The organism is Labrys sp. F242, assembly GCF_057813875.1.
The window spans coordinates 1,452,302-1,473,220 of record NZ_JBVASG010000001.1; the positions used below are offsets into that span (position 1 = coordinate 1,452,302).

The 20,919-nt window shown below is 59.3% G+C and carries 24 protein-coding genes and 1 tRNA gene; 11 read left to right on the top strand and 14 right to left on the bottom strand.

The window, feature by feature from the left end; translation table 11 throughout:
* Positions 1-46: 46 nt before the first annotated feature.
* From ACZYTC_RS06780 to ACZYTC_RS06800, 5 genes are all read left to right on the top strand, one after another.
* Positions 47-919 carry a LysR family transcriptional regulator gene (locus ACZYTC_RS06780; RefSeq protein WP_488989165.1) on the top strand — a complete coding sequence of 291 codons (873 nt, stop codon included), beginning with the start codon at positions 47-49 and terminating at the stop codon, positions 917-919.
* A gap of 220 nt (positions 920-1,139) precedes the next feature.
* Positions 1,140-3,023 (top strand): hypothetical protein, encoded by a 1,884-nt coding sequence (locus tag ACZYTC_RS06785; protein ID WP_488989166.1) that lies wholly within the window; start codon positions 1,140-1,142, stop codon positions 3,021-3,023.
* A 523-nt stretch (positions 3,024-3,546) separates the two neighbouring features.
* Complete coding sequence (locus ACZYTC_RS06790; protein ID WP_488989167.1) at positions 3,547-4,218, top strand: hypothetical protein; 672 nt, start codon at positions 3,547-3,549, stop codon at positions 4,216-4,218.
* A gap of 126 nt (positions 4,219-4,344) precedes the next feature.
* Positions 4,345-4,695, top strand: coding sequence for a thermonuclease family protein (locus ACZYTC_RS06795; RefSeq protein WP_488989168.1), 351 nt, complete (start codon positions 4,345-4,347; stop codon positions 4,693-4,695).
* 26 nt (positions 4,696-4,721) lie between these two features.
* A complete protein-coding gene (locus ACZYTC_RS06800) occupies positions 4,722-5,090 on the top strand; it encodes a hypothetical protein (RefSeq protein ID WP_488989169.1) in 369 nt (122 codons plus the stop codon).
* A gap of 489 nt (positions 5,091-5,579) precedes the next feature.
* On the opposite strand, the gene ACZYTC_RS06805 is transcribed toward ACZYTC_RS06800, so the two are convergent.
* Positions 5,580-5,996 carry a hypothetical protein gene (locus tag ACZYTC_RS06805; protein WP_488989170.1) on the bottom strand — a complete coding sequence of 139 codons (417 nt, stop codon included), beginning with the start codon at positions 5,994-5,996 and terminating at the stop codon, positions 5,580-5,582.
* A gap of 223 nt (positions 5,997-6,219) precedes the next feature.
* Between ACZYTC_RS06805 and ACZYTC_RS06810 the strand changes: the two genes are divergently transcribed.
* Positions 6,220-6,774: a recombinase family protein gene (locus ACZYTC_RS06810; protein ID WP_488989171.1), complete on the top strand. Its 555-nt coding sequence runs from the start codon at positions 6,220-6,222 to the stop codon at positions 6,772-6,774.
* Positions 6,775-6,789: 15 nt separating this feature from the next.
* Here ACZYTC_RS06810 and ACZYTC_RS06815 read toward each other — a convergent pair whose 3' ends face one another.
* The 5 genes from ACZYTC_RS06815 to ACZYTC_RS06835 all read right to left on the bottom strand — a co-directional run bounded on the left by ACZYTC_RS06815 (position 6,790) and on the right by ACZYTC_RS06835 (position 10,180).
* Positions 6,790-7,230: a hypothetical protein gene (locus ACZYTC_RS06815; RefSeq protein WP_488989172.1), complete on the bottom strand. Its 441-nt coding sequence runs from the start codon at positions 7,228-7,230 to the stop codon at positions 6,790-6,792.
* Between the two features lie 733 nt (positions 7,231-7,963).
* Entirely contained in the window at positions 7,964-8,446 is a 483-nt protein-coding gene (locus ACZYTC_RS06820) for a hypothetical protein (protein ID WP_488989173.1), read from the bottom strand.
* Positions 8,447-8,632: 186 nt separating this feature from the next.
* Positions 8,633-8,718: transfer RNA gene (locus ACZYTC_RS06825), tRNA-Leu, on the bottom strand.
* 42 nt (positions 8,719-8,760) lie between these two features.
* A complete protein-coding gene (locus tag ACZYTC_RS06830; RefSeq protein WP_488989174.1) occupies positions 8,761-9,927 on the bottom strand; it encodes an FAD-dependent monooxygenase in 1,167 nt (388 codons plus the stop codon).
* A 7-nt stretch (positions 9,928-9,934) separates the two neighbouring features.
* Positions 9,935-10,180, bottom strand: coding sequence for a zinc-finger domain-containing protein (locus ACZYTC_RS06835; RefSeq protein WP_434956801.1), 246 nt, complete (start codon positions 10,178-10,180; stop codon positions 9,935-9,937).
* A 144-nt stretch (positions 10,181-10,324) separates the two neighbouring features.
* On the opposite strand from ACZYTC_RS06835, the gene ACZYTC_RS06840 reads away from it, so the two are divergent.
* Together ACZYTC_RS06840 and cysE are read left to right on the top strand one after the other, a co-directional pair.
* Complete coding sequence (locus tag ACZYTC_RS06840) at positions 10,325-11,080, top strand: alpha/beta fold hydrolase (protein ID WP_434956800.1); 756 nt, start codon at positions 10,325-10,327, stop codon at positions 11,078-11,080.
* A gap of 71 nt (positions 11,081-11,151) precedes the next feature.
* Positions 11,152-12,006: a serine O-acetyltransferase gene (cysE, locus tag ACZYTC_RS06845; protein WP_434956799.1), complete on the top strand. Its 855-nt coding sequence runs from the start codon at positions 11,152-11,154 to the stop codon at positions 12,004-12,006.
* Between the two features lie 102 nt (positions 12,007-12,108).
* Here the strand turns inward: cysE and ACZYTC_RS06850 are convergent, their stop codons facing one another.
* From ACZYTC_RS06850 to ACZYTC_RS06875, 6 genes are all read right to left on the bottom strand, one after another.
* Entirely contained in the window at positions 12,109-12,555 is a 447-nt protein-coding gene (locus ACZYTC_RS06850; protein WP_488989175.1) for a YdeI/OmpD-associated family protein, read from the bottom strand.
* A 194-nt stretch (positions 12,556-12,749) separates the two neighbouring features.
* The gene (locus ACZYTC_RS06855; protein WP_441773911.1) at positions 12,750-13,004 is read right to left on the bottom strand and encodes a hypothetical protein; all 255 of its coding nucleotides are present in this window, start codon (positions 13,002-13,004) and stop codon (positions 12,750-12,752) included.
* Positions 13,005-13,117: 113 nt separating this feature from the next.
* Positions 13,118-13,924, bottom strand: coding sequence for a signal peptidase I (gene lepB / locus ACZYTC_RS06860; protein WP_441773912.1), 807 nt, complete (start codon positions 13,922-13,924; stop codon positions 13,118-13,120).
* 340 nt (positions 13,925-14,264) lie between these two features.
* A complete protein-coding gene (locus ACZYTC_RS06865; RefSeq protein WP_441773913.1) occupies positions 14,265-15,101 on the bottom strand; it encodes a DUF1963 domain-containing protein in 837 nt (278 codons plus the stop codon).
* Positions 15,102-15,286: 185 nt separating this feature from the next.
* Entirely contained in the window at positions 15,287-16,222 is a 936-nt protein-coding gene (locus tag ACZYTC_RS06870) for a hypothetical protein (RefSeq protein WP_488989176.1), read from the bottom strand.
* A 181-nt stretch (positions 16,223-16,403) separates the two neighbouring features.
* Positions 16,404-16,817, bottom strand: coding sequence for a GFA family protein (locus tag ACZYTC_RS06875; RefSeq protein WP_488989177.1), 414 nt, complete (start codon positions 16,815-16,817; stop codon positions 16,404-16,406).
* 253 nt (positions 16,818-17,070) lie between these two features.
* Here ACZYTC_RS06875 and ACZYTC_RS06880 point away from each other — a divergent pair, with 253 nt between their 5' ends.
* Entirely contained in the window at positions 17,071-17,283 is a 213-nt protein-coding gene (locus tag ACZYTC_RS06880) for a DUF3126 family protein (RefSeq protein ID WP_434956796.1), read from the top strand.
* 165 nt (positions 17,284-17,448) lie between these two features.
* Complete coding sequence (locus tag ACZYTC_RS06885; protein ID WP_441773916.1) at positions 17,449-17,979, top strand: gamma carbonic anhydrase family protein; 531 nt, start codon at positions 17,449-17,451, stop codon at positions 17,977-17,979.
* A 70-nt stretch (positions 17,980-18,049) separates the two neighbouring features.
* On the opposite strand, the gene ACZYTC_RS06890 is transcribed toward ACZYTC_RS06885, so the two are convergent.
* Positions 18,050-18,673, bottom strand: a complete 624-nt coding sequence (locus tag ACZYTC_RS06890; RefSeq protein ID WP_434956794.1) for a transglutaminase-like cysteine peptidase — start codon at positions 18,671-18,673, stop codon at positions 18,050-18,052.
* A gap of 321 nt (positions 18,674-18,994) precedes the next feature.
* Positions 18,995-19,861 (bottom strand): pantoate--beta-alanine ligase, encoded by an 867-nt coding sequence (gene panC / locus ACZYTC_RS06895; RefSeq protein ID WP_434956793.1) that lies wholly within the window; start codon positions 19,859-19,861, stop codon positions 18,995-18,997.
* Between the two features lie 132 nt (positions 19,862-19,993).
* On the opposite strand from panC, the gene ACZYTC_RS06900 reads away from it, so the two are divergent.
* Positions 19,994-20,794: a DnaJ domain-containing protein gene (locus tag ACZYTC_RS06900; RefSeq protein ID WP_488989178.1), complete on the top strand. Its 801-nt coding sequence runs from the start codon at positions 19,994-19,996 to the stop codon at positions 20,792-20,794.
* Positions 20,795-20,919 lie beyond the last annotated feature (125 nt).

The window sequence follows — 20,919 nt, forward strand, 5'->3', positions numbered from 1 at the left end:
AAAAAAGCGATAGTTTCTATCCAAAATCGGTGATACCAGATCACCAATGGACCGCTCCGACATTCCCTCGCTGGACGATTTGCGCGCCTTCGAGGCCACGGCGCGGCTGGGTTCGGTACGCCTTGCCGCCGACACCCTGGCATTGACGCATGGTGCGGTCAGCCGGCGCATCGCCAAGCTCTCGGAGGATCTGGGTCTCCGGCTGTTCGAGAAGAGCGGGCGTGGCCTCAAGCTGACGACGGCCGGCGAGACGCTGTTCCTGACGGTAAACCGCTTCTTTGGCGAATTGCGCACCACCGTTCAGGGCCTGCGCGCCGTGGCGACGCAGGACGATGCCCTGGTGCTGTCCTGCGAACCTTCGGTGGCGATGCGCTGGCTGATCCCGCGTCTGGGCGGCTTCCAGGCAGCCCATCCGGCGATCGCCCTGCATCTTTCGGTTGGCGGCGGCCCGATCGATTTCGCGCGCGAGCGGATCGATCTCGCCATCCGCCGCCTCGACTTTGCCATGCCAGAAACCTGGCAGGTCAAGCGCCTGTTCGCCGAAAAGGTCGGACCGGTAATGGTGCCTGATCTCCTCGCCGATTTCGAGGAGGGCGCCTATATCGGCCTTGGCTCGAGGACGCGCCCCGACGCCTGGTCGACATGGCTGGCGCGCCACCCCCACCGGCCGCGCCCGCAGGAAATCCGCTTCTACGACCACCATTTCCTGATGATGGAAGCGGCCTCGGCGGGCCTGGGCGTCGCCCTCAGCCCGCTGGTGCTGGCTACCGACGACATCAAGCGAAGCCGCCTGCGCGCGCCGGCCGGCTTCTGGGCCGACGGCACGCATTACGGCCTGATCTGGCCGGGCGAACGCGAACCGAATGCCCAGCAACTGATGGACTGGCTCGTGGCCGAGTGCCAGCGCTCGTTCGGATAGCGATCCCCCAGAGGAGCGGAGACCCAGGTGCAATTGATGCCGGTACGTGGACTGTACGTCGTTGCAGCTTCACACGTGGGAGCGTCGCGATGTTCTCTTTCGTGCCGCTTGCGTACTTTCATACAGGATGCGCACTTCCGAGGTTGCGAAAACTAGCTGCTCATGGGGTGACCCGGTATGCTGCCTGCAACATGATCAAGAAAACTAAGGACTGATCATCATGATCCGCTTTATAGCGGTTCTGCTCGTTATCCTATGTGCAGGGCCGGCGATCGCGCAGACTCAACCTGGGGATGTCTCACCCCTTCAAGTAGACCGCGTCGGTTCGGCGCAGTGCCTCGATTTTCTGAACTCCAACAATGTGACGGCAGCCGGTAAAGGCGCGCGTCAGGGATGCTTTGATGTCACGGGAGCATGGCGCGGCCCACCAGGAGTGCTCAAAGCGCGAGAAGTTACGGAGAAGGACCTCGCAGGCTATGGATATGTGGGAGATGGCATCAGCCGCCCGCTTTCTGGGGTGACGAGCCTCAATGGTCGCGGTACAGCCGGCTTGACCCTCTCGCAGTGGCGAGCCATCTTGCCTGGAGCCCAGGCCCTCACGGACAACATCGATGAAGCGGCCATTGCTTCGGCCATTCAGTCATCCATGGGCGATGTCATTCTGAGACTGGGTCCCGGAACGATCGTGTTCACAAGGCCGCTGGTCCTTTGCGATAAGGCTGTAATTATCCAGGGGGAGGGTCTGTTATCTTATAATAGCGTGACCAAGATACTGATAAGACATAGTGGCAACGGTATTGAACACTGTGCTGGCGCGCCGCAGAGATCTCGCCTCGAGCTCCGCAATATCGACCTCACCCTCGACTCGGGCTATCAATCCGCGACGAGCACCTCCTGGGCGCTCTATGACAGGAAAGCGAACTGGACCCGTTTGGACAATGTGAGGATCGATGGCTTCAACAACTGCCTGAAGTTTACCGATCCTCAAGGCACCATGTTGACCCGCGTCCAGTGCTACAATCCGGACGGTGAACGGAAGAATACCGGTATCGGCTTTTATTATGAGGGAACAGCGTCCTTCGAGAATAAGATTTACGACAGCGGGAACCAAGCATTTCGGCAGGCATATTATCTGAAGTCACTTGTGGCAGGAAAGCCGGCAGGAACTATCGGCCTTGAAGACTTCACCATCCGCAACTCCGGCTGTGGGCATAGCCAGGATTGCATCACGGTGACCTCCGATGACCGCCGCTATGGTGGCTTGTTCTTCAAGTTTGAGGGGATCTCGGGTGAGGCTATCGGCCAGTTTATCCAAATGCGCGGGGGAACTCACGTCGTCGTCCGTGACGGCCTTTGGCTGATCTACAGTAAGCCGCTCACGAGCACTTGGGTAGACAACAAGTCCCTCTTCGAGTTCGGCGGCGATGTGGGTGTGTCTGGTCAAGCCGACATCGACACCACCTCGATTCGCGTAGAAAACAACAACATCTATACCTCGGATGCGGCAGGAGCCACGGTAGAAAGTGTCTTCCGGCTAAACTCCCGCACCAGCGACGTCGTCTTTGCCAATAACCAGATCGGTCTTCCGCACCTCGCTGTGACCAAAGGCTTCTTCTACTTTAGTAACTATCATCACCCAGACCTGGATTTCCAATTCTGGATGAGGCCCAACACAGTCACGGAGTATGGGACTAGATGGCGCTCCCCCAACGCCCGGTTCATACCACCGGCGAATGCCTATTATACGGAGACTGACCCCGCTGGCGGATTCTCTATCTCAAGCACGGAGCGAACTTATACCTACTACAACATGGAGATTTTCAAGCGTGGGTTGACCACGACGAGCGCTTCTCTGTGCGGTACAGGTTCGTCGTTGTCGCCCGGTTCCTCCAATAGCGCTGGCGTGGTTAATGATGCAGGTCCATCACATGGGCCGGTCGACTGTACGATCAACTTCGCTCAGCCATACTGGAACATGGTTCCCCGCTGCATCGTCCAGAGTTCCAGCGGGGCCATCCCGGTGACTATCACTAGCGTCTCTCAGACTCAGTTGATCTACAAACGGGCCAAAGGTCCAATCAATGTAACCTACCGCTGCGAGTAGGTCGCGGAACGAGGCGTCGAACGAAATAGGCGACAAAATAAACCAGGTTAAAGAGTGCCGTACGCACCTTTATAACGGAGCGGTAATCGAGCTAATATTATGATATTGCTTAACTTAATGGAATTCCTAACGGAATTTGTATCTCTGGTGCGGACGGCGGGACTGCGCCTAGGGAGTTGAATGTCGTTGATTCTAAAGGGGAATTTCTCGTAGTCAATTCTGAATGTATGCCAGTAGCGTTGTACAGCTCAATCTAAAGAAATGTCCACCGCGAAGTAAGGACACCCCATTGTGCTCCTCGCCTTCAAACGCTTGAATTGTCGATGTTTGTGGGAGCTGTAGTCCAATGGATGCTGAGTACAAGAGAAGGCGGGAACTAACATTTCGGCAGGCGGAATGGATAGACCCATTGCCTTCGCAGATGGAGAGAGGCGTCCTCACTCATCCGCTGAGAGCATATCTGTGGTCTCAAGTGGATAGTATGCTGGAACTAAGTTCCTTTGAGGGAATGATAATACGGCCCATGGAGGATATACTTCGTAGGGTGCATGTTGAATTATTCGTAAGCTTTGCAGAGTTTGATATTACATTGTATGTTTGGAAAGACAAATTAAGGAATCTATTTCAAAGCGCTCCTTATGAATCTGTATTGGAGTTAGTAGAATTTATTATTCGCGACCGACTGTGCCCGCAGAGTTGGCGGGAAGCCTTTGCACTGGCACTCGCAAAGTATCGGGCAGCCTACAGAGTTGTTAATGGCGATACCATAATGCCCGTTGCTTCTGATGAGGAAGTTGCGGCAGTGAGTAAGGCCCTTGTGGATACCGGTCAGAAGGAATTTCAAGGGGCCAATACGCATCTCAGAAAATCGGCTAGCGCCTTAAGCAAAGGGGACAGTGCTGGTTCAATCCGAGAGAGCATTCATGCTGTAGAGTCGGTTGCGCGGGGCTTCACTGGGTCTGACAAGCTATCGGACGCGCTGAACGAGTTCGAGCACAAGTGGACAATGCACAGAGCGCTCAAATCAGCTTTCCTCTCCCTTTATGGCTATGCAAGCGATGAGGAGGGAGTACGCCATGCTCTCTTGGAAAAAGGTAGTGCCAACGTAGGTGAGGACGAAGCTCTCTTCATGCTGACCGCCTGCTCAGCCTTTACGAGCTATCTGATAAGTAAGCATCGTGCGAACGCGAAGTGATCACGTGGCATCCGGCTTAATGGTGCTCGTTGCCATGTTGGGGGCTACTCACGCGGAGGCAGCCACCTATCAGCCCATAGACGGCTCCCGCATCATCGTCCTTGACGGCGACACAGTGGCTCTCCCTTGTGCCCCCCACGGCCCGGCTGCTCGGAACGCATCAGGCTCAAGGACATTGACGCTCCCGAAGTCTTCCACCCGGATTGCGAGGAGGGGCTGAAGTGGGGTCTCAAAGCCAAGGCTCGGCTGGTCCAACTCCTCCGGGGCAAGACGATCTTCATTGAGCGGGACCCCAAGCCCCGCAAGGATATCTATGGGCACACCCCGGCGTCCCTCAGGATCGGCAGTCCGAGCGGGCTTAATGCCGGCATGCAGCTAGTCCGAGAGGACTTGGCGGTTCCCTATAAGACTGGCGCGGCGGCACACGAGGAGAAGCGGCTCTATTGGTGCGGGCCGGATGCAGTGGGGAGCCGCTGAGATGGAACGAATTGGGAGCCTGGGGCATGCGTAAGGTTCCGCGCCGTGTGGCCGGCAGTTTGGCCATTGGCCTCCTGGTCTTCGTGATTTTCCTGGCATACCTCTTCGCGCCCCGTTCGCCTCCTAAATGTGATGGTCAGGATGAAACCCTGACAGCTCGAAGTCTGGTCACAAGGCAGTCGCCGGACGCGGGCGGTAGGTTGAACATGGATGCCATACACATCAGCGGCATTGAGACGCTCGGGACCTCGAAGGAGGGCGTGGTGAGGTGTCGTGCAATGTTCGAATTCAACGGCGGGCCACACGGTCCCTTCTCGTATTCATTGCGGCCTATACCGAGTGCTGCCCGCTTCGATCTCGCCTTTGATGAGCCCTGGGAAGTGCGGATGAAATGACCGAGACGGACAACGAGTGGTCTGAATGGCGCCCCTTCCCGGACCCCAGGCACCGGGGCATCCTCATGGCCCCCTATGGTCCCGGCTGCTACGAGGTAAGGCACATCAGCAATGGACAGAAGGTGCTCTTCGGGATGGGTGGGCACGTAGCGGCTCGGCTGAGTTCCTTACTGCCCGAACCTCTCGGCACCGGGAGGAGGAACAACAAGGGCAAGCGGGACCACTGCTTAGAGCACCTAGCGGACCTCGAATATCGGACCCTAGCGTGTCTCACAAGGAAAGACGCGGAGCAGGCGGAGAGGGAACTTAAGGCACGGGCAGGGGAATATCTGTACCGGACCTAGAGGGAACTCCCCGAGGCCGTGAATTTGGGTCACTCATGTGAGACCCCATACGTAGGAGCGGCGGCGGGTTTTCCCCCCGTGGCGGGTGGGGGACTTTCTGTGTTGCGGCGAATTGTTTCGGCTGCCTCGTTTCGTTACTCAGCCTCTACAGCTTGTCGCCGCTAGTTCGTATCACCGCATCCGGACCGAAATCGCCCTCGCGCCATTGGTGGAAGCCCATGCACATACCATCGGAGTTGAATAGATCCAGGACTGTGGATTCGCTTGGCGCAGCATGGGGAACTGGCTCTAGTTTTGCGCTGAAGCCCAGCGTCACTTGATGTTCATCATTCCTCAAACGGCCAGAAACGCCGTCTATGACCATCATCAGCCCATAGAGTGCGTCATTGATTGCCTTTTCGGCGGCTTCGCGTGCAACCGGATCGAGGCCGGGGGCAATCTCGCCTCGGGCGTACTTTCCTACATCCTCGAATAGAATGAGCCCAGCCGCGTGCATCAACCACAACTCCCGGTCACGGCCCGGTTCCGGGGGCGGAGCTAGTTCTAATTCGTAGCTCGCCATCACATACCTTCCAGCGATCAACATCGATATAGCGTTGCATCCTTTCACTTGCGCTTGGCTTGTCAACGGACACCGCTGGGAGATGGCGTGTCCAATAGCCCCTGCCCATGTGGACGTGTCCGCTTTGGGCCGCAGGTGCGTCCAATAGACTCCCTCTTGACATTCTGGACGTTACGACTCATCATCCCTTGATCCTATTGGACACCAAGGGGGCTTGACGGGCATGCTTATCGGATACGCCAGGACATCGACCACGGAACAAGAGGCTGGCCTTCAGGCTCAGCTTCGGGACCTCAAAGAGGCAGGATGCGAGGAGGTCTATTCGGAGCAGATATCCTCTGTGGACGTGAGGGCGCAGCTTCGAGAGGCGCTGACATTCACGCGCAAAGGCGACACGCTGGTGGTCACGAAGGTGGACCGCTTGGCCCGCTCTACGGTGGGGCTCTGGGAAATCGTGAAGGAGCTTGACGAGAAGGGGGCCGCGCTGCGGGTCCTCAATCTGGGCGGCGAGACGGTGGACACCAAGAGTGCCACCGGGCGGCTCATCCTGAATATCTTCGCGGGGTTCGCACAGTTCGAACGGGAGATGATGCTTGAACGGCAGCGGGAAGGGATCGCCAAGGCTAAGGCTGAGGGGGTCTACAAGGGCAGGAAGCCCACTGCGAGGGCCAAGGCCGATGAGGTCCGCAAGATGCACGGTGAGGGCAAGACCCCCACAGAGATTGCGAAGGCCTTGGGGATAGGCAGGGGGAGCGTCTACAGGGCCATTGAGGCGTAGGTCGGGCTGGCCGGTCTAATCGTCACGCCATCCACTGCTGTATCCTTCTGGGCGCGGAATCACGGAGAAACGAGGTTGATCGAAGGCGAGTACGTCAAGGCAGGTCCAGCCAGTGACGAGGCGGTAGTGGGTTGCTAGTTCGGGTCCCACCTTTAGGACCGCAGATTGATCCCGCCAGAATTTTGCATTCTCGACCCGATAAGCAAAATGATCTGGTATCAAACCTTCTTTTTCCTCGTCCTCTTCTGTGCTGAGGTACATTTCGTCCAGAACTCGCAACATAATCGTGTTGTCAAAGGTTGCTCTCAGCGCGGATTTTTCATCCTTCGGTATAATGAAATCTGCAACAATACCATCTCCGTTTCCTCTCTTGCCAAGTCGCCAGGATAATTGAAGCAAATCACTTGCGCTCGCCTGGATGGTTGGGACCGCCGATATGGGAAAATACGTGGGCATATGGTGAAAAGCTCCTGTTTGTCCGCTTTGCGGCCCATCAATCCATTATGACCTGAGCACATTCCACTTTCCTAACCGAGTACCCCTTGTACTCCTTGTAGACCTGAGGTGCCCACAGGCAACACGGGGGCATATGGCAAACCCTGTATGGCCCCGAGGTATCGACGCCGGCAGGACCGGGACGGGAATCGTAGGCGATACATCCATGTGCATCCGCGAACTTATTTCGGATGCCCCGGTCGTTATCCTGCTCTTTCTGTTCCCGTCGTGTCAGGGGGCGCTGAAGCATTTTCTTGAGGGAGGCGTGACACTGCTTCTTGCCCTCTTGCCAAATCGAGAAGACGCCGCCTTTGTACGTATCCACTTCGAGATACCAGGGGACACCCGGCTCATCCGCTCTAGCGTGCGGACTACACAACAGCCCCACCGCGAGAGCCACAAAACCAAATAGCCGCATAGTGATGCCCTCAAAGCCAGCCTCACGAAGGTAGCGACGTTGCTTGCGGCGGTCTATGGGGCGGATAGCGGCTATCGATGATGCTAGGCGCGGCCTTCCGGCTCAGCGTCTTCCAGCTCGATTTCCTTTCGGATGCCCACCAGGAGACGGAGGGTCTCGATATCTTCCGCTGCCTCGATCAATAGCGCGACCACCTCATCAATGGGCCATCCGTCAGCACCGCCCGAAGGAAGGGCTGCAACCTCTGTCGCCATCATGCGGAGGCGGGGGACAATATCAACGGCAGGGGGGGAGGCATGTGACAACCCTGCGGATACCGTGAGCAAGCAAGAGGCGGTCCACGATGGGGCCTAGAACAGCTTCCAGTGCCTCCGTGTCATCGGCGGGCAGGGCGTCTGGTTTCTCGCGGAGGTTCTCCCAGGCGGCGGCCATCTCGTGGGGGAGCGGGGGAGGCTCGGGGGTCCACGTCCCGTCAAACCCGATGGTGCTCGAGACGGTCCGCTCGTCTTCCTCTTCGTTTGCCCAGGCGAGATAGAGGAACCCAGCCAGGGCATGGGCTTGCTTGGCAGTGAGGGAAACCGGGGCGTCCTCCCGGAGGCTGCGCCAGATGGCTTCCAGATACGCCACGATTTCGGCATGCCGTATCTTGGCGGTCACGGGGTCATCCGTGCGGAGCGATATGCGGAGGGACCCCTTGATCATGGCGGGCGTGATGGTGATCGATTGAGCAGCACCCCCAACGGGAACGCTGAGCTTCATACCGAGGGCCTGGGGCTGCGCATCCTTGGGAATTCGCTGAACGAAATAGCGACTGCGGGTGCCTTTCCGCTGCATGGACATGACCATCCGATAACGCATTGTGTGCCACTTTTGTTGTACAGTGGCGCAATCCTAACTGTCTGACAACACGTAACTTATTGGCCTGAATGGCTAAAAGCCAGATGCTGGTGCGGACGGCGGGACTCGAACCCGCACCCGGTTTCCCGAAGCAGATTTTAAGTCTGCTGCGTCTACCATTTCGCCACGTCCGCAGCGCCGGCCTTGCTTAGGGCCGGAATCATGTCGGCTCAAGCCTATTCTGTCGGCTTCCAGCCATAGAGCCAGTCATAGCGCTCCAGCAGGCGCCGGCCGCCGAGGGCCGACAGCCCGAGGTCGCGCGCGGCGGCGAGGGGCCAGCGCCAGTGGTAGCGCTCGCCATTGCTGCGCGCCTCGATCTGGATCCGGGTGACACGAGGCAGACGCAGTCTCGACCAGTCCTGCAGGCGGGCGGGAACATCCCCGTCGACGGCGCCGTCCAGCCGGGCGGCCAGTTCGGCCGCATCCTCGATGGCCGCCGCGCCGCCTTGGGCGATGAAGGGCAGCATGGGGTGGGCGGCATCACCGATCAGGGCGATATTGCCAGTGGCGATCCGGCTGTCGGCGCGGCCTTCGAACAGCGGCCAGGTCCGCCATTGCGGCACCATGGCGAGCAAGGCGCGCAAGCGCCCATCCCAGCCGGCATAATGGGGCAGCAGCGCCTGCACGGGTTGCGGCGTCGACCAGCCGGGCCCGGCGTCTTCGTCGTGCGTCACCGCCACGAGATTGAGCGCCTGCCCCGAACGCACGGGGTAATGCACGAAATGCGCGTTGTCGCCGAGCCAGAGCCCGGTCACCAGGCCTTGAAACAAGCTGGGGGCGTCCTCACTCGGGATCACCGCCCGCCAGGCTCGCCGTCCAGCGAAACGGGGCGGCTCGAGGCCGAGCAGGGGCCGCAGCTTCGACCACAGCCCGTCGGAGCCAATCAGTATACGAGCGGAAACATCGGTGTGGCCACCGGTGAAGGACAGGATCGCCCGCCGCCCGTCCTGTCGGGCCGCATGGATCTCTTGTCCCAGCTTCAGCGGAATGGCGTGCTGGCGCACCGCCTCCACCAGCACGGCCTGCAGGTCGGCGCGATGGATGACGCCATAGGGGGCACCCCAGCGTTGGCGGCATTGGTCGAGCGGAATTTGCTGGATCAGGCCGCCGGTCGCGCCTTTGCGGATGCGCACCGCCTCTATCACCGCCATATGCGCCTCGAGCGCCGGGCCGAGACCGAGGCCGAACAGGACGTTGAGTGCATTGGGTGTGAGTTGGATGCCGGCCCCAGCCGCCTCCAGCTTATCGGCGCGCTCATAGATTTCAACCGCAAAGCCGCGCCGGGTCAGGGCCAGGGCAGCCGTCAGCCCGCCGATGCCGGCGCCGGCGATCGCGATATCCATGCCGGGTTCAGGCGGCGTTCGCGGTCACCGTGCAGGATGCCGGGTCCGAGGTACCTTCCGCCAGCTTGGGATCATATTTGTAGAGCGTGGAGCAGTAGGAGCACACCGCCTCGTCGTCCGACCCGAGGTCGATGAAGATGTGAGGGTGATCGAAGGGAGCGCTCGCGCCCTGGCACATGAATTCCTTCGAGCCGACGCGAATGACCTTCAAGCCGAGGTCATTGTGGAAATGGGGAATGGAATGGCCTGCCATTGATCTTCAGTCCGCGATTTGGAGTGCCCGATGTCGACCTGGATGTGGACTTGGGGTCGGTAATTTTCTCTCGGCGGACCATAGCGGCGCCGCACGGGATGCGATAGGGGCTAAAGAGATCGAGAGCAAAGGAAAACCGCGCCGATGCAGCGTTTTGATCATGATGGCGTCGAAATCGCCTATATCGACGAGGGGGAGGGCGAGCCCATCCTCCTCATTCACGGCTTCGGCTCGAATCATCAGGTGAACTGGGTCGGCACCGGCTGGGTCGACCTGCTCACCGGGCAGGGCCGGCGAGTCGTCGCCTTCGACAATCGCGGCCACGGCGAGTCCTCCAAGCTCTATGATCCCGCCGCCTACCACCCCGCCGTGATGGCCGGGGATGCCGTCGCGCTGCTCGACCATCTGCGTATCGGTTCGGCGACCGTGATGGGCTATTCCATGGGCGCCCGCATCACGGCCTTCCTGGCGCTCGAGCAACCCCAGCGCGTGGATGCGGTTGTATTCGGCGGCCTGGGCGTGCGGCTGGTGCACGGCGAAGCCCTGCCACCCACCATCGCGGCGGCCATGGAAGCGCCCTCGCTCGACGACGTGCCGGATCCGATCGGGCGGATGTTCCGCGCCTTTGCCGACAAGAGCGGCGCGGACCGACGGGCCCTGGCGGCCTGCATCCGCGGATCCCGGGTCCAGCTCAATCCGGCCGAGGTCGCAAGGATCCTGCAGCCGACCCTGATCGCCGTCGGCACGCGTGATCCGATTGCGGGCTCCGCACAGGAACTGGCGGCGATGATGCCGAACGCAGCCGTGCTCGACATTCCCAATCGCGATCACAACCCGGCCGTCGGCGACAAGGTCTACAAGCAGGGCGTTTTGGCATTCCTCGCAGAGCAGGGCGTCTAAATGAACATTGGCACTGGCGGCATCGCTGCGCTAAAAAGGAAAGAGGTACCTTCCATTCAGCGGATAGGCAGATGAATCAGTCGAAGCGCCTGGTTTCCCATGGGCTTGAGGTCGTCGACCCGGTATGGAGCCGGATCAGGGCGGAAGCCGAAGCCGTCACCCATGCCGAGCCGCAGCTTTCCAGCTTCATCTTCGCCAATATCCTGCAGCTCAATTCGCTGGAAAGCGCCGTGGTGCAGCGCATCGCTTCGCGCCTGGATCATTCGGACATGCCGGCGACCCTGATCGCGCAGGCCTTCGGCAAGGCGCTCGAGGCCGACCCGAGCATCGCCTCGGCTATCCGCGCCGACATCGCGGCGGTGATCGATCGCGACCCGGCGGCCAATCGCTATATCGAACCGATCCTCTACTTCAAGGGCTTCCATGCCCTGCAGACTCATCGCCTGGCGCATTGGCTCTGGAAGGCGGGGCGCAGGGATTTCGCGCTCTATCTGCAGAGCCGTTCCTCGGCCGTGTTCCAGTGCGACATCAACCCGAACGTGCCGATCGGGCGCGGCGTCTTCCTCGACCATGCCACCGGCCTAGTGGTCGGCGAGACGGCGGTGATCGGCGACGACGTCTCCATCCTGCAGGACGTGACACTGGGCGGCACCGGCAAGGAAACCGGCGACCGTCATCCCAAGATCGCCCGCGGCGTGATGATCGGGGCCGGCGCCAAGATCCTCGGCAATATCGAGATCGGCCAATGCGCCCGTGTGGCGGCGGGCTCCGTCGTGCTCAAGGCGGTGCCGCGCAACACCACGGTGGCTGGCGTGCCCGCTCGTGTGGTCGGGGAGGCGGGCTGCGCCGAGCCATCGCGCAGCATGGATCAGATCCTGCACGGCCCGCTGCCGGACGACATCTTCTGGCACGACGTCGGGCTCTAGGTTTCCGTCACGAAAGCCGGATGCAAAAGTCGAATTTTACGATGGTCTTTTGCGACAATGAAAACTCAATAATTTCATTGAGTGCGTAAGCTGTCGGAAAAATCATGAGGTCGGCGACGAATTTAGCTCGTGGCTGATCTGCTCGACGCGCCGCGCTCGGGTGTCCGCTTTTTTTGCGCCGGTCACGGCTTCCGCATATTCTCTCCGGCGTGTGTAGCTCAACGCATCCCAAGCCTTTCGGCCGGAAGGTCTAAGCGCCTTTTCAAGAGCAGGTGGAATCTCGATGGTCCGCTCACCCACGTCGAGTTCAAGCTCCACGTCCAACGTTTCACCACCTTCGAGGCCCGCCGCCTCCCGGTTGCTCTTGCGCAGCGGAATACAGATTTGCCCTCCCATAGACGCGATGGTACTGCGATATGTATAGCCGTTCAGCGTGACTTTGACCGGTGCGCGGACCTTGCCAAAAACTGGCTTCGGGTCGAAATCCAGAGGGATAAAACAGGCGGAGCCGTCTCTTACGATTTTAGTTTTGAAGGTCTTTTTGGCCATTGGACCTCCTAGTTCTTTTCGCAAACGTCCGGCAGACCTTGTGAAAAACTGTTGAGAGGACGATGAGTTCGAGTGGCACGTCGAATTTCGAGGCTTTGCCGAGATTTGGCAACTGGCAGCGTTCGGAATTGATCCGATGGGCATGATATGCCCTCTGCAGGGCGCAGTGAGAGTATCCGAGCGCGAGCTCGACCTCAGCCTCTGACGGCGGCGATCAGGCCGGGAACGCCGACGAGTGTGATGGCCCGGCTGATATTGTAGGCAAGCCTGGTCAGGGAGAACGCGGCGCGCACATTGTCCAGCCATCGCATCAGGAAGGCGCCCGGGTTCATCCACTGTTTGACCGAGCCAAAGGGATGCTCGACGCTCTCGCGGCGGCGGTGGAGTATATCGGGTGCAGCATGGACTCGATCCTGCACGGCTCGCTGCCGGACGACATCTACTGGCACGACGTCGGGCTCCAGGTTTCCGTCATGAAAGCCGGATACAAACGTTGAATTTAGTGCCATTGAAAATGTGGTAATTTCAATGGGCTTATAATATCGCGAATTCGATAAAAGGGTTAACGAACAATATTGAAAAGGCGGTTGCCTCGGATCGCCGTTGGCCACTCCCAAAATTTCCAAGCCGAACCGCGGGTATCGTTCGGATCGTCGCCTATGGAGAAGAAGATGATTTGCGCTCGGCCAACAAAATTGTCGATTGGCACATAGCCGACATCCGCGCGAGAATCGTCAGAATTGTCACGGTCGTCGCCCATCATGAAATAGTGACCGGGCGGAACCACGAATTCAGCAGTATTATCCAACTGCCCATTGTCACCTTCAATTTCGATGACGGTGTGCTTCACTCCATTTGGCAGTGTCTCGATATATTGCGGTACGCCCTTAGTTCGTCCGAAGTCATCCTTCCATGGGAAATCGGCAATACGTTCACGCGGCACCATTGCACCATTGATGAAAAGACGCCCCTTGCGCATCTGGATCTTGTCGCCGGGCCAGCCGATCACGCGCTTGATGAAGTCGGTCGCATTATCGGAAGGTAGCTTGAACACGGCAACGTCGCCCTGTTTCGGCCCATCATCCGCCCAAAGTCGGCCGGACGGAAGAAAGCTGGAAATGAATGGCACCGAATAGCGTGACCAGCCATAGCTGAATTTCGACACCAGGACATATTCGCCCACATATATGGTGGGGATCATCGAACCAGAGGGAATGTTGAAAGGCTGAATCAGTACGGTTCTGACGGCAAGCGCTATGATCAGGGCCTGTAGGATGATCTTGATCAGGCCGCCGATGCCGCCACCTTTCGAGGTGTTCCTGGCGTGACTGCCATCAGATGAGTTGTCGGCTTCGTTTGCTAAGCTCATCGATCTTCCCTCGCTGGAGCGTTTTTGCGATCAGACGGAATCACCTCGAATCGCAAAAACGCGTCGAACCAAAGGGTTAGAGAAAATAAGCGTTCACAACTGAACGCGTTTTGCTCCAGGGAACTGCATCTTGCCAGTTGAACGTCTGGGGCGAGAGCACTTGCAGTCTGATCGCAACGAGAGCCACGGCGTTATGGCTGAAATAAGTCTGTTGCTTCAATTGCGATTGAAACGACGGTTTTGCATCCGCTTAGCGTAGCGGCCCCTCAACCAGGTTGGTTAGTGATTTCGCCGATTTAGAAGGCCTTGTGCAAAGCCGGGAATTAGCCGAGGACGGGCCTCAACCTCCTTCGGTTGTCGCCCAGGCTCGGTCAAAACGGCCGTCCCGCAGGTCCTGGGGAGAAATCCAGAATTGGGCCATCCCCATGTCGCAGAACTGGAAATCCCTATGCAGGCCCCAGTCCGTGTCTATTTGCAGCAGGCAGATCAACCCGTCTTCGGTTGCCTGTCCCGCCGTGCCTTGAATATCGCATGGAGCACCAAGCACGACATGCTGCCGCATTGAGAGTTCTTTCTTCCCGTTGCGCCAATCTTCGATCGCAACAGGCTGATAGATGGCGTCTTCATCCACGATAGGGATCGGCGCTCCGGTGGCCCGTTCCACAGATGCGATCACTCGCTCCTCCACCTCGGTAAAGGCCTCGCGTGCCGACGAGAAGGCACTTTGCCCGCGAAAGGTGTCGATCACGAAAGCCGATAGCGGAGCGGCCGGGAAATGGGTCGTTCCATCGGGCGGATATATTGTCCCGATATCAGGAATATCGGCTGGCAGTGCGCAGGGGGCGAATGCGGGCGTGGCGCTATAGAGAACGCGCGTTGACCGTGGGTCATCCGACCAGATCAGTTCCTCATCCAAGAAGGCAAAGAAGTACAACATGCCGGTGGAGGGGAGCGTCGGGCCTCCTGGTTTCAACGGGGTCGAGGGGAGCTCCGACAAGTTTAGTTGAGCCAGAAAATGAAGCGGCAAGCCTTCACCATTTCTGGGCCATTCCAAATCGGAGGGTAAGTCAGGCAACCCGCCGAGTCGGTTCGAAGTATTCGCCGACGGCGTGCGGCGAAGCCAGATTCCAGGTTCACACAGGCTGTCCACTTCGGCCGTCGTCGATATTTCATCCATCGTTTTTCCCCGCTTGGCAGCTATTCCGGCGACTTCGGGCAGCGAACATGCCATCCTGTACCGGACGCCATCGTCCGGTACGACGTCGCGCTCTAGGTTTTGGTAGCGAAACTCGCCTGCAAAATTCAGGAACTGTGTAAGGAACGGAGTCCACTCACAATCTGTTGCTGGCGCTCTCCCGCGGGCTACGGAATTGCCGTCAAGAAGCGTAGGTCCGGATAAAGCCGCCCAATGACAGCACCTCTCATGGCAATCGCGAGCGGATCGTGAAATATTTTTAGGGCCTTTCTTGCGTCCGCGTGCGTGAGCCAGCCGTCGCTGAGACGCCAGCGGCAAAAAAAGAGCCAATCGAGATTGCCTCGACGTGCGAATTCTAAGCTTTTTCGTTCCTGGTCGGCCGTGGCAGGAGAGCTTCTTTGGGCATTCTTCCCAAATATGATGCGCTGTTCTTCGTAAAATGCCGCACTGTGAGCCACCGATGCCATCACGTCTCCTTCGGTGATTGCTACGATCCGATCCATTTCGGCTCGAATGTCCTCCGGCACCGTATCGATGGCCCGGACAACGGCGTCGGCAAAACGAGCGTCGGACGGAACATCGATCTCCCATTCCCGGGGCAGGTGGCGCCAAAGAATGGTTTCGGCTTCCTTGGTCCAACTGCCATCTGTGATCAAGCCCAATGACTGCAGGACCGACTGCACATCCGACGCGGCATGAGCAGGACCAAGCCCCCAGGCCGAGCGGATGTTCGGCGCAGGAAGAGGTGGTGCGTCAGCTACGCTATAATCGATCAATCCGCCCCGATTTGGAGGAGCGGGTATGCTTCCATCCGGAAGGCGATATATGAGCAAATTCTGCTGCTTAGCCAGTTTGAGGACTGCAACACATACGTCGTCCCAACGGGGCAAAATGTCAGGTAACCGAGGATTTTTGCGCGGAACAGCGCCATAACCGGCTTCATCGGCCTGACCAAGCGCCACCAGCGCTTCGCAACCGATCTGATAGGCCGTCATGGACATATCTTCCCAGCCCCGCGTTCCTTCGAGGGAAAAGGGAATGTTGCGCGACAGGAAGTCGATGACATCCATCGGCCAATGAACAGCTAAGTGACGCGCATTCAACTCGCCGGCTCCTCCTGCTGGGCTTGGAGCTATATGCCCTCAAGCGATGGCCATCTTCTGCACGCCACGAAGGTCGATACAATCATAGCGCGACACGATGGCCCGCAGGGGCTGACGTGTGCAATTGCGAGGTTGCCAGGGGCTATGTGGAAAAGGTGTTGCACCTACGACGGCCGTGCTTTCATCGCCTATCCTTTTCATAGCTCCGAAGGTCGGGCGGTATGGTTGCCCAGCCTACCTTCGACTGGCACCAGCTTTGGTAGGCAGGCTGAACGTTCGATGGATCATCCAGAATGCCAGCCTTCACATACACCACGTCGGGATGCCTAAGGGACGATGTGTAGAGTGGAGAGCCGCAGTTCCGGCAGAAATGCCGCGTCAATCCGTTGCCGCTATCTGCAGTTTTGGCGAACGATCCGATCTCGCCTGACGTCACCCGAAACGTTTCGGCCTGGAAGGGCACGCTGACGTTGAAGGCGCTCCCCGTGCACTTCCTGCAATCCTCGCAATGACAATAGGCGGCTGGGCCGGCCGGCATTCCACATGAAATGCCGACTGATCCACAGAGGCATGAGGCGGTGATCTTTCTATTCATAGGGCGACTATCGCACTTGATCGAAGTGCTGCAAAGGTAGCCACGGAACCCTTGATTGGCCCGACCATCCGGAATGGCCGCCAGAGCACTCACGGCTCTGCATTCGACCCTTTACCATAATGGATGAAACGCTGCTTTCCCCGGCATACACAGGCCCTCGGCCCGCATTCTCTTGCGAAGCGCGTGTTGGCATGGCAAAGCCCCCTGATGGCGGGCGGCAATGCCGCCTGGCGCATCCAACCGAGGAAGTCTAGTGGACAAGAAAGATATGCAGCGTGTCGAAGCCTATCTTCGACGCACCTTCGGCAATGCCACCATTCGCGTCGTGCCTCGCGCCCGCAAGACCGACAGCGCGGAAGTCTATATCGGCGAGGAGTCGGTCGGCCTGGTCTCCGAGGACAAGGAAGACGGCGAGACTTCCTACGATTTCCACATGGCGATCCTCGATATCGATCTCGAGGACTGATCGGCCGGTGGATTTGGCATTTTGGGGATTGCAGGCGTCCTCGCCTGCATCTTCCCACGCCGCAGCGGCCGCGTGTCCAAGGGCAGGCGAGGGTGCCCGCGATCCCTTGGCGTTCGCTTGGCCACAGGCGTGCACTCGTTCCTAAATCTGAGTTGGAGCCCTGCCATGCCCCTCTATGCGCTCGACGATATTGCACCAGCCGTGCCGGCGGACGGTCGCTATTGGCTCGCTCCCGACGCGCAGGTCGTCGGCCGGGTCATTTTGGGAGAGGATGCCAATATCTGGTTCGGCGCAGTCTTGCGCGGCGACAATGAGCCGATGACCATCGGTGCACGCTCCAATGTCCAGGACGGTGCCGTGCTGCATTCCGATCCCGGCTTTCCCCTCACCATCGGCGAGGATTGCACGGTCGGCCATTCCGCCATCCTGCATGGCTGTACCATCGGGGCCGGCAGCCTGATCGGCATGGGGGCCACCATCCTGAACGGTGCGCGTATCGGAGAGGGCTGCCTGGTGGGCGCCAACGCGCTGATCACCGAGGGCAAGGAGTTTCCGGATCATTCGCTGATCGTCGGCTCGCCGGCGCGGGTGCTCCGTCCCCTCGACAAGGAAACCGTCGCCAGGCTCAAGCAGTCATCGGCGCATTATGTCGCCAACGCCAAGCGCTTCGCCAAGGGACTGAAGAGGGTCGATTAAGGCGTCAAAGCAATTGCGGTTTTGGGATGCTAGCTGGAGTGTCGATCTCCAGATCGACATTCCGAATTCGTCAATTGCCCTTTGCCGACACGATCGACGTGGTCTGCGTGTCGCCGAGCGAGACCCAGGCATTCTGGTCGGACTGCGACTGGCGCTTGACGTAGCGATAGCCAGTGGCGCGCCAGGACAGGATCTTGGTTTCCTGGTTGTCGAGAACGAATTCGCCGCGGTCGGTCTTCACCATCAGCACGGCATGGCCTTCGTTCTTCTTGTCACGCACCACGGTGATCAGCAGGGCCGAGCGTGGCCAGCCGGCATCGATCAGCAATTTGCGCTTGAGCAGGACGTAGTCCTCGCAGTCGCCCTTGCCATTGGTGGGGTAGGCCCACCATTCAACCTTGCCGTAGTTGTCGAGATCGGTAACCGGCTTTACCGACTTGTTGACCTGGTCGTTCAAGGCGATCAGATCCTTCCAGGCCTGGCGCGAGAGCACGATGTCGCGTGCTTCCTGCGAGCCCGACTTGCAATCGCCCGGATTGTCCTTGCAGAACTGCAGATAACCAGACGGCGGCGTGGTGACATCGCCCACGGGAGCATAGATCGGCATGGCACTATGGCCGGCGGCGGCAGCCTGCGACTGCGGCAGCGCTGCCGTTGCGAGCGCTATGGCTGCGAAGGCGGCTTTGGGCGCCATCCGGCTCAAATTCGACCTGATCCTGATCCCGAAGCGCATCACAATCTTCAGACCTGTTTTGCCCGCCACCGGATGTTTACCCAGAGAGCAGGGCCAATTACCCGTTCCCGACGTCAACTTCGCACAAGGCCTGGGGCCGCACAACGCTCTTGCCGCAGAAAAAACAAGATCAACGCGAAGGACGGGATGTCATAACCTATTGAAAATATTCATGTTAACGCTCGATTAACCATGATTTCCCGTTTTCCACCGACGGTCGGCAACGAGGGGATGCGTGGCACGATTGCCACGGTTTTGTCACCTTTGGCGGGGCAGATTTGGTTAATGTCGGGTGGCTTCGACGCCGATATTGTCGATGAGGCGGGTCGCTCCCAGCCGGGCTGCCACCAGCAATCGCACGGGTCCTTGAGCGAGTCCGGTGACCGGGGCAAGACTCACTGCCTGCCGCGCCTCCAGATAGTCGAGTTCGAAGCCGCCGGCCGTGATGGCGCTGCGCCCGGATACCAAGGCTGTCTCGAGATCGGCGCCCTTGATGAGAGCGTCGGCAACCTGCCTGAGGGTGCGATGCAGGAGGGGAGCCTTGGCGCGCTGTTCCGGCGCGAGATAGCGGTTGCGCGACGACATCGCCAATCCGTCGGCTTCGCGCACGGTCGGCACGCCGACCACCGTGGTCGGCAGATCGAGATCGGCAGCCATCTGGGTGACGACGCAAAGCTGTTGATAGTCCTTTTCGCCGAACATGGCGATGTCGGCGCCGCTTTGACAGAACAGCTTGGCCACGACCGTCGCCACGCCGGCAAAATGGCCGGGGCGGAAGCGGTCTTCCAGGCCGGCCTGTGCCGGCCCGGCGACCGAGACAGTGGTGGCGAAGCCCTGTGGATAGACCTGGCTGACATCGGGGGCGAACAGGAGGTCGCAGCCGACATCCCTGAGCCGGGCGAGATCCGCCGCCTCCGTGCGAGGATATTTGGCGAGATCCTCGCTCGGTGCGAACTGGGCGGGATTGACGAAGATCGTGGTCACCACCCGGCTGGCCCGCTGGCGAGCCTGCCGCACCAGGGTGATATGGCCGTCATGCAGGGCGCCCATGGTCGGCACCAGGGCGACCGTCTCAGCCGCTTCGCGAAAACGCTTCACGGCCAGGCGCAATTCCGCCACGGTTCGAACGACCAGAGTTTGGCGTGCCATCCCTTACTCCGCAGATCCATCATTTCGCATTTGCTTGACCAGGGCTCCAAAGCGTCTTGCGATTTGGCGGTTACGCCGAGAATCGCAAAGACGCTTTTAGCCAATCAGTTGGATTGGCTGGAACCAAAGAGTTTGAGCAAAGCCACGTTTGCGTTTAAACGCGCTTTGCTCCCGGAACGCTCAACTGGCAAGATTCGGATTCATCGCTGTTTCGCAGATCGGATAGAAGTGGGCCAGCTTATTTTCGCATGCGTGGTGCTGTTCTGCCTGTGGCCGTTCCTCAAGCCGGGCATGTTGTCGAAAACCCCGGCTCTGGACAGCTTGTTGCGGCGCGGCGGAAGTTTCCTCGCCTTTGCCTTCGGCCTTTATCTGCTGACGCGCGGCGTTTGGGGCATGGGGCTGCCCTTGCTGCTGTTGGCCGCGGGCATGCGCGGCTGGCTGCCGCAATTGCCGGAAGGTGTCATTCCCGGATCGACGGCGAGGCCGAGTTCGGTACGCACTGCGGATCTGGTGATCATGCTGGATGGCAATAGACAGCCGGTGGATGGGCAGGTCATTCGCGGGCGCTTTTCAGGCCGGCGCCTTTCGGCCATGCAGCCGGGGGAACTGATGGAACTGCGCGCGGAGATTGCCACGGATTTCGTCGGCCGTTCAATCCTTGAAGCTTATCTGGACCGCCGGCTTGCCGGATGGCGTGAACACTTCAAGGATGACGCGTACGCGAGGGGCTTCGGAGCGCCGGCGTCCGACGCGATGACCCAGCAGGAAGCTTACCAGATCCTTGGGGTGCAGCCGGGGGCGAGCGCCCAGGAAATTCGTCGAGCGCACCGGGTGCTCATGAAGAAAATCCATCCCGACAAGGGGGGCACGACGCAGATGGCTGCTCGTGTCAACCGGGCCAGGGATATGCTTCTTGAAGGCCATGGACGCTAACTCCACCGAACTGGGCGGTTCCGACGATGCTTGAGCGTCGCAGAACATGGTTACGCAACGATTAAGGCTATAGCGTTTTCCAGGAGCAAAGCGCGTTCCAGCGAAAACACCCTTTTGTTTGAAAG